The organism is Sphingobacterium olei, assembly GCF_005048855.1.
Taxonomy (GTDB): domain Bacteria; phylum Bacteroidota; class Bacteroidia; order Sphingobacteriales; family Sphingobacteriaceae; genus Sphingobacterium; species Sphingobacterium olei.
In genome coordinates this window covers 68,568-81,558 of the sequence record NZ_SUME01000008.1, presented here as the reverse complement: position 1 = coordinate 81,558, position 12,991 = coordinate 68,568, and the positions used below count along the sequence as shown (strand labels likewise).

At 41.7% G+C, this 12,991-nt stretch carries 6 protein-coding genes; all 6 read right to left on the bottom strand.

The window, feature by feature from the left end; all coding sequences use genetic code 11:
• Positions 1-16 precede the first annotated feature (16 nt).
• Positions 17-2,290, bottom strand: a complete 2,274-nt coding sequence (gene bglX, locus FAZ15_RS17875) for a beta-glucosidase BglX (RefSeq protein ID WP_136902682.1) — start codon at positions 2,288-2,290, stop codon at positions 17-19.
• A gap of 91 nt (positions 2,291-2,381) precedes the next feature.
• Positions 2,382-3,686 (bottom strand): glucoamylase family protein, encoded by a 1,305-nt coding sequence (locus FAZ15_RS17870; protein ID WP_238387305.1) that lies wholly within the window; start codon positions 3,684-3,686, stop codon positions 2,382-2,384.
• 87 nt (positions 3,687-3,773) lie between these two features.
• Positions 3,774-5,264, bottom strand: a complete 1,491-nt coding sequence (locus FAZ15_RS17865; protein ID WP_136902680.1) for a DUF4886 domain-containing protein — start codon at positions 5,262-5,264, stop codon at positions 3,774-3,776.
• Positions 5,265-5,287: 23 nt separating this feature from the next.
• Complete coding sequence (locus tag FAZ15_RS17860; RefSeq protein ID WP_136902679.1) at positions 5,288-6,781, bottom strand: RagB/SusD family nutrient uptake outer membrane protein; 1,494 nt, start codon at positions 6,779-6,781, stop codon at positions 5,288-5,290.
• A gap of 20 nt (positions 6,782-6,801) precedes the next feature.
• Positions 6,802-9,801 (bottom strand): SusC/RagA family TonB-linked outer membrane protein, encoded by a 3,000-nt coding sequence (locus FAZ15_RS17855; RefSeq protein WP_136902678.1) that lies wholly within the window; start codon positions 9,799-9,801, stop codon positions 6,802-6,804.
• Between the two features lie 276 nt (positions 9,802-10,077).
• Positions 10,078-12,927, bottom strand: coding sequence for a helix-turn-helix and ligand-binding sensor domain-containing protein (locus FAZ15_RS17850; protein WP_136902677.1), 2,850 nt, complete (start codon positions 12,925-12,927; stop codon positions 10,078-10,080).
• Positions 12,928-12,991: the final 64 nt, after the last annotated feature.

The following is a 12,991-nucleotide window of genomic DNA, read 5'->3' as shown; positions in this document are numbered from 1 at the left end:
CTCCCGTTTTATCTATTTATAAGAGTTTGAAATCAATCTCTTTGGTGTTTTTGGAATCTGGACCGATGAATAGCGTAAAATCCCCAGGCTCGGCCGTAAACTTAAGTTCCTGATTATAAAACTTTAGATCGTCCTCTGATATTGTGAAGGAGACGGTTCTACTTTCTCCCTTCTTCAACGATATTTTTTCAAAAGCCTTCAGCTCCTTTACCGGGCGAGTTACCGACCCAACTAAATCCCTGATGTATAATTGCACGATTTCCTCGCCGTCATAATTACCGGTATTGGTAACGGTGATATCCGCTTGGATATGTTGTCCCGCAGCGATGGACTTCTTGTCCAATTTAATATCACCATATTCGAATGTTGTATAACTTAGACCATAGCCGAATGGGTAAAGCGGTTCATTGGTTACATCCAGATAATTCGAACGAAACTTTTGAAACCAGGCACCCTCCGCGAGCGGACGTCCCGTGTTTTTAGCACTATAATATAATGGGATTTGTCCTACGTTCTGCGGAAAGGTAGCCGGTAGCTTTCCAGAGGGAGTGATATCACCGAAAAGTACATCAGCAACAGCTTTGCCGGTTTCTGTTCCCCCAAACCACACGTTTAATATAGCCGGAACATGTTTATCTTCCCAAGTTAATGTTAAAGGTCGCCCTGTAAAAAGTACCAATACAACAGGTTTACCGGTCTTTAATAAGGCTTCTAGCAAGCGTCGTTGAGTAGCGGGGATATTCAAATCTGTTCTACTCGAACTTTCACCCGACATCTCCGATCCTTCACCCAGCGCCGCGACGATAACATCTGCATCCTCAGCTACACGGATAGCCTCGCTAATGATCTCCTGCTCGGGTCTTTCATCCCGTGGGATAGTTCGGCCAAACATGGTAGCCCGCTCTTGATAAGCAGCATCTGCTACTAGATTGCTTCCTAAATGGGTCATAATCTTGACCTTGTTTCCCAAGGCATCTTTCATGCCGTCTACAAGCGATTGCGTATTTGCTAAGTCTGCGCTTACACTCCACGTTCCTGGCATATTCGCTCCACTGTTTGCAAGCGGACCAATAACAGCGACAGTTCCTTGCTTTTTTAAAGGTAGTAGATTGTTGTCATTTTTAAGCAATACAAATGATTTTGCCGCGGCTTCACGTGCTTTGGCCAAATGATCTTTTGTTAATATGTTGTTTTTTGCGCGTTCATCGCTGCAATAGCGAAAGGGGTCATCAAAAAGACCTAACTTATATTTAGCCTCGAGTATCAAGCGACAAGCTTCGTCAATCTCAGCTCGCGTTACTTTTCCTTCTTCTAATGACTTTTTTAACGTAGATAAGAATCCTTCACCTACCATATCCATATGTACGCCAGCCTTTAGAGACAAAGCCGATACGGTTTGGAGATCGCCGAGGCCATGGTCGATCAACTCGTTAATGGCGGTGTAATCCGTGACGACCATCCCCTTAAATCCCCATTGTTTTCTCAGTAGATCTGTCATTAACCACCTGTTTGCCGTAGCAGGCACACCATTGATGTCATTGAAAGAAGTCATGACCGTTCCTGCACCAGCATCGATTGCCGCTTTATAGGGCGGCAGGTATTCGTTATACATACGATGTAAACTCATATCCGTGGTGTGGTAATCACGTCCACCCTCGGCAGCACCATATAAAGCGAAATGCTTTACACAGGCCATCAATGTATTGTGTGCATCCAAATTAGCACCTTGATAGCCCTTTACCATCTCCGTCGCTATTCTTGAACTTAAATAGGTATCCTCACCACTACCTTCAGAAATTCGTCCCCAACGCGGATCCCGGGAAATATCAACCATCGGAGAGAAGGTCCAATTTAGACCATCTGCTGTAGCCTCTACTGCTGCTATGCGCGCCGATTCACGGATTAGTTCCATATCCCAGGTAGCCGCCAGTCCCAGCGGAATTGGAAACATGGTCTTGTACCCATGAATCACATCCATGCCAAAAATGATAGGTATGCCCAGCCGGGAATGCTTCACGGCGAGTTCTTGCGCTTGTCGAATTTTTGCTGGCGAAGACATGCTGAAAATACCGCCGATGTTTCCTTCTTTGATTTTAGATTCGACCCCTGTCGAGACGGCTGATCCGGTCACTGCCTCGCCACCCGTTACCAGATTTAACTGGCCAATCTTTTCTTCGACGGTCATCTTACCCATTAAATTCGTTATAAAATGATCCATCTTGCGATCCTGAGCATATATGGATCCAAGCTGAACTAAGCTTATAAGCAATCCTGCAATTGTGATTTTCATCTGTCTAAGTACTACTTGAGCTTTCTTGCTCGCTGTGAGGCGGGCAAGCTCGGTTATCATTAATATATTCTAAAGCGCTTCGAGGTAATTACTACTTCAAATACGGACTCTCAAAATCCAGTTTTTTTAATCCAGCCTGTATCTCTGGGGCATTCATAAACAAATTCCATATCAATCCAGATCGATAGTTTTCTATCATCACCACGATAGGGCCTTGATCGATTGCTAGGTATCGCTGCGGAAACCAGTTTTCGGTCTCGCTATATGCGTCATAGAAACCATATTTCCCCCAAACTTTGTCGCCCAAGTGCTGATAAAGGTACTGTGCGAAGGACATGCTTTCTTTCGGTGTATATGCAATAGAAGAAAGGGCGGCGGTTGGTGATATAACGCCGTGATCATTATCGGGGTGGTGCGCGTTATAGCCTTTTACCGAATAGCTAGCCGTAAGTCCCCAGCCTTTATCCGCTCCATATCCCACATATTGTTTCGGATTTTTCTTCGCATGTTCAATATGGATTTTGGTATGGTTCACTGCCGCATCCCAATAATTAGCATATTTGTCTTTTAATCCTTTAGGACTTAGCCCCAAGTAGGAGTAATGCTGCCAAAAAAGAGGACCGACCTCGCCGGTTTTCGAATTGTGTTTCAATATGGTAGGAATCTCGTATTTGCTGATAGTAGACGATATTTGACCATCCCTTGCCCATCCCTTGTGGTAGGTCGATGCCGGAATAGGATGAGTAGGAGAAGAAGCGGCAAGAATATACGTTATCAACCCTTCATCATATCCCTGTATAGCATGATTCATGCCCCACGCATATTTTGGACTCCAATGCCAAAATAGCACATCCTTACCATTACGGTAGAAATCCCAATTAATGTCTTTCCATAGTTGATCTGCTTTTTGTGCAATCCGCTGTTGATCCTGCGTGCCATCTTTGTAATATTCCCTTACACAGATTAATGCTTGCGCCATAAAAGCAGTTTCGACAAGGTCGCCACCATCATCATTTTGGCTGAATGCTTTCGGTTTGCCCGTATCACCAAAATACCAATGGGACCATACGCCATGAAACCTTTCTATTTCCCCCAGATATTCTACGATGTGTGCTAATCTTTCTTGTCCTTCGGCGACACTGATGTATCTATTTTCAATACCTACGAGAAGAGTCATGATTCCAAAACCACTACCGCCTATAGTGATGACGTTCTGATCATTTTGTGGATATTCACCATCAATATGAATTCGTTCCCGAGCTAGGCCAGAGGTAGGCTCGGCACCCTCCCAAAAATATTGAAAAGTTTGTTTTTGGATTAGGGTCAGTAGCGAATCGTCGGAGAGTTTATGATCATTCGTTTTGTTTTCCGTTGGTTTGTTAACACATGCAAACAATGATAAACAGCATAAAAAAAATATAAAACGATGTATTAGCATAGATATATTGTTAAATGGCCTTCCCCAAGGAAGGCCAGAATGAGATTAATTCGATGTTAGTCTTGCAGCCGATAAATAATAAAAGCCAGATCCATTTGTGTTGTTTTCACCCGACGTGACCGTAACTGTTATCGTTCCTTCCGCATTCGGTGTTATTCCGTTAGCACATACTTTATTACTGACGTTATTAGAAGTATTCAGACTTACGCTAACCTCATTGGTGCCTTTAGAAGTATATTTTGTTTCTCGATTGTCTGATACGCCTCCTCTAGATCCAAAGAAGCATAAGTTGTAGGTCAAGTTTGGATCAAGTCCGGATATGTCGAATACGCTTTTCAGAACAGTTATACCATTGAAGGGGCCTTTTGAATTTCCGAAATAAGAATATTTTGATACATTCGAAGGCATATTATCGAACGCCTCAGATGACGAAGGTCCGTCTGCGTTTACGCCATTAAAACGTTCCGTTATTTCCAGCGCGATTCCAACATAAGAGCCCAAGCTGTCTTTTAAGTTGATACGCGTTCCTGCTAAAAAGGAATTGATATGGTTCCAGTTTTCCGATGCCAAGTTATTTCCGAAATCCAGCAATACAGCGCTTTCCAATGGACCAGAGTTGCCACCTTGAAAGTCGGTCATAGGTGTTACCTCTAACGGCTTTGTAATAGCCGTGTGTGCTGCGTTTTGTGCTATTTCGGCTTCAAAATCAGACATTCCCGTAGGTTTAAATGAATTTCCGATTGCGCTTTTGCCGATCAACGCTTCAAACCAGGTACATGCCGCCGTATACCGACCTATAGACAAATTTAAATGGTATCCATCGCGTGTAAAATTATCTTCTACCACCGACGTTCTTCCGTTCTGGATAGCTGTTCCGGCAGGCACAACAAGATCAATAGCGACAAGTTCTTTAGCACGGTTTACAGCATCTATGATCGCCTCATACATGGCCATTTGGTTGTTACCATAGTTTGCAAACCCGGTGTGTGTCGAATTCTGAGCGTAAGCCCAAGTTTGATGCAATAGGAATTTAACATCAGGATTATTCTTGGTGGCCCTTGCGGCGACATAATCATATACAATAGGTAAGGGCTCTACCCAGCTATCATACATTCCCGAGTTTGAACTTTCTTGTTGGAAACTGATGTGTGTCCATCTTTCGCTCGCCAACGCAGTTGCGATGGAGGTACTTGCCACGGTGGTTTTGTTTCCGGCGCGATCGATTTTACGAAAACTATATGCGCCGTTATTTTCCATCACATTTTTTTGATGAATTTCGAGTGGCGCACCCCCGATGTAAAGATTCCCAATAACGATTGGGATATCCTCCGCTTTAGCGAGGTCATAAAGGTAATTCTCAACTGCGTCTTCCGAGAAGCTGTTGCCGATTGTCAACACGCGTATGGTACCATCATCAGCTGGATCTGGTATAATATTCATTTCTGGCCGTTCCATTTTTTGGCACGACGAGCTAAGTGCTATTCCGCCAATACTGCAGATAAGCAAAACTAAAGCTAGATATATGTGTTTTTTCATCTTTTTATTCTTTATCAGTGTTATTAATAGTTAGGATTTTGTATCAATACCCCAGCTGAACGGTCGATTTCCGGTTGTGGAATAGGGAAGAAGCGGTTTCGCAACTGATAGTTGATATGGCCAGCTGCATGCATGGTTTCTACATCGATGCCCCAGCGGACCAGATCAAAGAAGCGTTCATTTTCCATGCCCAATTCCACTTGACGCTCATGGCGTATCGCTTCACGCAGTTCCGATTGGTTGCGTGTAGTTACAGTTGGTAGTACTAAACTGTTTGTCCCTCTTGCCCGTCCTCTCACCTGTTCCAAATATTCCAGCGCTAAGTCTATATTCGCCTCGCCACCCACTTCATTTGCCGCTTCAGCAGCTAATAGAACAACATCCGAATAGCGAATAATGCGTACGTTAAACCAATTTCCAGATTGGCTGCCATATCGTACGCGTAAGTTTGGATTCGTATATACTTTTTTATTCCAATAAGCACGTGGTAGATCTGTCGGCAGTACCTCTCCGTAAGGTTCATTTCTCATACCGCTGTAGAGAACAGTAACATCTTTTCGCGGGTCATTTTCTTCAAATGCGTCTAGTAACCTTTGATGCGGAATATTCCATCCCCAGCCCAAATTTAGTAGTCCCGAGCCCCTCACGCCCTGTCTGCTGGCGTATGTGACACCAAAATTTTGAACTCCATCAGCGAGTGCCTGTATTTCAAATACGGACTCTTTACTGTTTTCACTTTCCTCTCTAAAGATCATATTATAGGGTACACTAAGATCGTATATTTCTGAATTGATGACTGCATTAGCGGATGCGAGCGCTTCTGAGAAACGTTGTCTTGCCATAAAAGTTTTTGTCTGTACCGCTAAAGCTGCTCCACGTGTTAATCGTCCTGGATGATTCGGCCAAGTTTCAGGGAGTACGGAGACAGCTTCCTGCAGGTCGGCGTCAATCAGCTGATAAATCTCAGCTATCGTAGATTTCGGTTTATTTGCAGAAGCTTGATCGACAATACGGAAATCAATTAATGGAACTTCTCCAAAGGTGCGTACTAAGTTGAAATAGGCCCAAGCACGCAAAAATTTAGCCTCACCAACGTTAATAAAAGTCATTTCACCTACGGTTTCAATAGAATCTGCGGCAGCGATAACATTATTTGCAGAATTTATTAAACCGTAGTGCCCTGTCCAATAGCTATCTGTTAACCAATGTGATAAGGGGTAGTTAAATTCATCGTATATTGGACCAGCTGCGGCGTAATCACCCGAGTTACTTCCTAGATGCGCATCATCGGAACGTATATTATGGACTGCCACGTATGGTAGACCACTTGTCGCCTCACTTCGCAAACCTGCGTACGCAGCAAATACTTGTCCTTCTAAAGATCCTTCAGGGAGATCCTCTTCCGTAAATCGGCCTTTTGGTTTTATATCCAACCAGTCTTTGCTACAACTGTTTAAAACTATCGTTCCAATCAAACATAAAGCTATCAGGAGTATCGTGTTATATTTCGTTTTCATATCTATATCTTGCTAATGGGTTAAAAATTTAGGCTCAGACCCAATGTATAAATTGCGGGTACGGGATAGGTACCATTGTCCACTCCGAATGAGACGGCACTACCTCCAATTTCTGGGGTAAATCCTGAATTATTTGAAAGTGTAAATACATTTTGTGCATTCGCAAAAACTCGAAGGTTTTTGAGTCGGATTTTACCAATGGCTTCTTGTGGAAACGTATAAGCCAAGGTTACATCCCGCAAACGGAAAAAGCTTCCATCTTCTATGAAATAACTGGAGTATTGCCTGTTATTAGCCCTGCCTTCATGTACGATTGGTTCCCAATTGCTTGTACCCACACCATTCCAGCGTTCTAATCTGTCTGTTAAGAAATTGTAGGTGGCAAACTGGTTTTGATTCCAAGTACGCATAATTTCGTTGCCATATAGGCCTTGGAATTCAAAACCTAAATCGAAGTTTTTATATGAAGTAGATAGGGATAAGCCATAATAGAAATCGGGGGTAGGGTTACCGATCATTGTCCGATCATTCACATCAATTGTTCCGTTTCCGTCAATATCTCGAAATCGGATGTCGCCAGGCAGAAATGCTCCTCCACCTAAGCCATTAATAGGTGCGGATTCGACTTCAGTCAATGTCTGAAAGATTCCATCGTGTACGTACCCTCTGAAATAGCCAATTGGGTAACCAGCGATAGTACGTGACGGACCACTTATGATATCATATCCTTCGCTGGATAATTTGACAACCTTGTTTTTAACGGTGGTTATATTACCTCCGAAGGAAATATTCCAATCGTCCGAAATACTTTGATTCCATCTTGCCGAAGCTTCAATACCCTTGTTTTCAATATTACCCAAATTACTCAGACCAGGTAAGCTACCCAATATCCCTGGTACTGTCACGAGAACACCATCAGTATTCTTACTATAATATACCGCTTCAATGTTTAAACGGTTTCTAAATGCTGCCAGTTCAAATCCGGCTTCCCAGCTTTTTACCAGTTCCCAACGCAGATTTGGATCGGGGATGTATTGAGGGCCATAGGCTGGGATCAACTGGTCTCCAAAAACCGCAGAATTTCCGGCTACTAGCTGAGGATACATAGGATAGCGGTTACCACCGACATTCTGATTACCTAATGATCCCCAAGATCCTCTTAATTTTAGGTTATTGATTACACTCTGATCTTGCATAAAGCTCTCTTGAGTTACAACCCATGCACCGCCGAAAGCATAAAAATTCTGCCAAGGCTCTCCGTTTTTAGCGAAAGCCGAGCTGCCATCTCGGCGAAAAGAAGCATTAAGTAGGTACTTGCCATCGTAATTATAAAGTGCTCTTGCTAAATACGACAGCGTTCTAAATTCTGATGCTGATCCGTCGCCTGTTTGCGTATTCACGTCACCAATACCCACATACCAATAATCTGGATCATTCGGGATTTCTAGTCCACCACCTTGCGTTCTACGCCCGGTTATTGCTTCAACGCCCTGTATATATGTAGTATAACCGGCAGTTGCAGTCAAGTTATGTTTACCGAAGCTGTTCTTGTAGTTTAAAAGCCAATCCGTTTGATACTTGTAATGCGTATTTTGTTCCTGATTTACGGAAGTTAAACGATTTCCAATTAGTTCTGTCTTATCCTCTCCTTCAATTTCGGGATTATAAACGGAAACTAATCCTTGGTATGAACGAAATTGATTAAAGCCATAATCTGCAGATAGATTTACTCGAAAAGAGAAGTTGGACAGAAAATCCACCTCTCCATATACATTCGTGACCGCTCGATAATTATTTCCGATATAGGTGTTTTTCCGATCCTCAATATCTACAAGGGGATTTCCAACTTGTGCTCGTTGAAATTCAGGCATGGTGTGATATAGACCGTATTCTTCGTTCAGCACGGGGGCTATAGGTGCAGCCAAAATGGCTCCAAAGACACCGCGTTCTTGTGGTAATTGAGCACGATAGCCGTTGAAAACAATTCCGGTGCGGAAATTATCCGTAATCTTCAGCTCATCGGAAAGATTTAGTGTGATCTGACTGTGTTTTTCATGGTTAATAATACCTTCGTCAACAGAATATCCAAGTCCCATCCGGAAACTATTTCGTTCGGTAGCACCGCTTACACTTAGGTTATTGTAGTTCAAGATACCATTTCTGAAAATCTCATCCTGCCAATTGGTATTCGCCTGCCAATTATCGTAATTAAAAGGAAAATCACCTTGATTAAATCGTTGTTCTTGATATAATTCGCGGAATTGGTCGCCGTTCAACATATCCATTCGGCGTCCGACATTTTTAATACCGAGCCTCGAGGTAAATTCAAAATTCAACTGACCGGTTTTGGCTCTTTTGGTCGTAACAGCGATCACGCCGTTAGCACCCCTAACACCAAAGATGGCCAAAGAGGAGGGATCCTTCAGCACTTCGATACTTTCGATATCGGCCGGATTCAGGAAGTTAATGTTGTCGTTCAATAAACCATCCACTACATATAATGGCTTTACCGCATTGATGGAATTTGTACCTCGTATTCGTATATCCGGTTCTTGTCCCGGTCTTCCCGAGTTTGTAACTTGTAAACCGGCAACTTTACCCTGCAAATTGGCTACCGGATTTGTACCCGGACGGTCTACAATCTCGCTACCTTTCACCTGTGCGATCGAACCGGTTAGATCTCTTTTTTGGGCGGTTCCATAGCCGATAACAACGATTTCATCCAACGCACGGCTTTCATCGTCCAGAAAAACGTCTATTTGAGTTTGATTGCCCACCTCAATTGTCTGTGGTGTATAACCAATAAAGGTGAACACCAATTCATCAGTGGGTTCAGCAGTGATGCTGAAGTTCCCGGTCGCGTCGGTTTGCGTCGTAGTGTTCTTCCCCTTCACGTTGACGGTCACCCCCGGTAATACAATTAAAGACTGACTGTCTTTAACTATTCCGCTGACTGTCGTCTGCCCATATGCTATATCAGCGAATAGGAACAGCAGAAATAATGTAGATAATTTCCTCATAAAAACATAGTTTTTGTTGTGATTTATAATATCGGACAATTGATGTCCCTTAGTTATGCTCAACGAATATCATGATGTATTTGTTTCAATCAAAGTGTGAGGAGATCAACATTACTACTACAGCGATAAAACCTATCTAAGCCGCATCGAAATATTTGATATAATCAAAAGAATAACAATGTGTTATTTTGATTATATAGTGTTATAGTTTAAAATCTTAGTGTCGTTGTTACACTATTTTACATGAGAGGTAATGATGTAGTCCGTTAGCAGGTACTAACGCTCTAATAAGAATTCAGAGAGGTTCTTTTCAGTAGGGATATTGAGTTTTTTACGTAATCTATATCTTCTAATCTCTACGCCACGGGTGGTAATATTAAGGAGTGAAGCGATTTCTTTACTTGACATATTGAGACGTAAATACGCGCATAATTTTAGATCATTCGGAATCAACTCCGGGTATTCAGCTTTTAATTTTTTAAAGAAATTTCCGTGGGCCTCATCAAAACTTTTCTCAAATAGGTTCCAATCCCGGTCGTCGTTATGAGCATCATCGATGAGTTTGTTTATTCTACGAAGCTGATCAGGGTTTAGGTATCTACCTTCCGAATCTTTTAATTTTTTGAGTTCGTCATGCAGGTTGTTCAACATTTCATTTTTATAGACAATGTTCATAGCAGAATTAGCGAGCTCTCTGTTTTTAATATCCAATTCGTTTTGCAGCTGCTGATTTTTAAGTTTAACTAATTTCTGTTCGTTTAGTTCTGCATCACGCGCTATCACTGCTTTCTGTTGCGCCAATAACCTTCTGTTAATTTGAAACTGTCTTTTTTGTATCCGCTTATTATTCCATTTCCGACCATAATATACGATCGCACCTAATGAGATAATATAGAAAGCGATTGCTTTCCAGGATAAATACCAAGGTGGCTGTATTTCGAATGAAATCTCCGTGATATTCGAAATGGCACCAGCTACTGATCTCGCCCTAACCTGAAAAGTATAACTTCCAAAATTTAAGTTAGTGAAGTCCCGATACGAGGTCTCTTCCCAATCAGACCATTTTTCAGAGTAACCTTCCAAAAAATATTGATATTGCACTGGCGAAGATGCGTACCACGGAGAAGCATATGCGATTCGGATGTTATTTTCGCGATTTAGGATCGATAGTTTTTCATCCTCAATAGGGTGTATTCCATTAGATATATTCCATATGTGGGAGATAATTGGCTTTTTGATGTCGATCTTTGTTTCAGATTGTGAGTCATAAATAGCAAAACCATTATCTAAGCCTATTAGAAATATTTGATTTGTGATGGGAATAATGCTTTCGTAATAATTCATCATCTTATCGCTTAGTGACGTAAGCGCCGTAGAGTCTATTACCACATCGCCACTAGGCGTGACTTCTACCCGTGCAATATGTGATCTTTTTACGAACCAATAGCGGTTAGAATGGATTGGAATAATTTTATTCGAATATCTAAAGGATCCGAGTTTTTCATTGATATCATTATGTGGTTTAAATTTTTTAACAATTCCATCATATACATAGAAACCAGAATCGGTCGCGAAAACCAAATTATTTTCCAACTTAAAAATTCCGTGATATCTTAGATTATTATTTGGCGTCCTCCCAACTGAATTTAGCGTCTTTACGTTTCTAAAACCATTGTAAAATTTGACAAGCTTAATTTCGTTTTCATTTCCGACCCAAAACTCCGTGCCCGACTTTTGACTGATATACCTTATGGGAGCTTTTATTTCGTCAAATTGTCTTAAAAAAGTGGTCGGGTCACTGTCGAATAAGGCTATCCCCGTATAATTGCCTTGCAGCATGAAATTGGTCCCTTCAATCGACGAGAAGGTCCATCCACCGGTCACCGTTGAAATTTGATTTAAATTGTCATTTTCGACTTTGAATGTGCCGTTATTGTGACCACATATCAGCTCCTTTCCAACGATAGACAAGGTCCATACTTGCCCATTTGAATTTGGTATTAGTTTAAAATCAAAAGAATTATAGTCATTAGGCCCTTTCCAGGGACTTACAAACAGTCCTTGATTTGTGCCTAGATATATCTTCCCATTATAGATAGCAGATGTATACACCGTGCCAATATTTCCCGAAAAATCAGCATAATAGTAGACCGGTGAATTGATTTCTATTCGATCGATCCCATTATCTAGGCCCACCCAGATGTTTTCCTGCTTATCTTTTGCAATACTTAATACGGTATTATTCTGAAGGCCATTGTGTTTATTAATATGTTGGATCAGGTCACCCCTTTTGTTGATGATAAAAACACCATTTTGGATTGTGCCAAATGCATAGTGCCCGCCATATACTTCAATTCCATTATTTAATTGTGCTCGTTTTAGATCATGATCGATCGCGGTCTTCCAAGGCGTAATATTTCCATCCTTGTCCATTATAAACAAGCCATCTGTAGCCGTACCAATCAATACTTCGTCTAGGCCAAAAGGAAGCATACATAGAATGTTCTTTTGGCCAAGGATAGATTTATCCTTTATAGGAACGAGCTCGTCGGTCACTAATTTGTGGAGTCCAGAGGGGATCTGCTCGAAGTACATATCCCCGTTAGCCAAATGCGGAAATAAAAAGGGCTCGCCTGAAGCTGTAATCGTCTTTATATGATTATCTTGATACACATAGCATTTCGAAAATGAATGGAAGTAAATTTTATCATCCGCTATAATGATTTTCCAAATTTCGTCATTTTGAATATCCGCTTTTTCGACGAGCCCTGAGATACTGGTGTATCGCATGCCACCATATTTCTTTCGTTCCCAAAATCCGAACTCACCCTTGCCGCCCGTGTAGACTTTCCCTTCGCTATCTACTGATACACTTCGAACTATAGATTTATTCTTTAATGGGTATAAATTCCAAAATTGACCATCGAAGCTTAGTAAACCTTCCGTATTGGCTGTATATATAATTCCTTCCGGACTTATCGCAATACCCCAATTTTGGTTACCTGCTTTGTAAATATTTTTTGTGTATTGTTTGACGTAAGGTGTTCCAGAGCGAATAATGTGCTGTGCAAACACAAGTGGGGTGAAGACGAAGAACAAACAATACAATAGCAGATAACGAATCATATATAATTGTGGATGTTAGAAACGTTATAAAGTTATCCATAAAACTTAGAAAAATCTGCATTGA

Excerpts from the sequence above, each read along its gene's own strand:
- bglX (WP_136902682.1), bottom strand. The coding sequence starts at position 2,290 with ATGAAAATCACAATTGCAGGATTGCTTATAAGCTTAGTTCAGCTTGGA.
- FAZ15_RS17865 (WP_136902680.1), bottom strand. The coding sequence starts at position 5,264 with ATGAAAAAACACATATATCTAGCTTTAGTTTTGCTTATCTGCAGTATT.
- FAZ15_RS17860 (WP_136902679.1), bottom strand. The coding sequence starts at position 6,781 with ATGAAAACGAAATATAACACGATACTCCTGATAGCTTTATGTTTGATT.
- FAZ15_RS17855 (WP_136902678.1), bottom strand. The coding sequence starts at position 9,801 with ATGAGGAAATTATCTACATTATTTCTGCTGTTCCTATTCGCTGATATA.
- FAZ15_RS17850 (WP_136902677.1), bottom strand. The coding sequence starts at position 12,927 with ATGATTCGTTATCTGCTATTGTATTGTTTGTTCTTCGTCTTCACCCCA.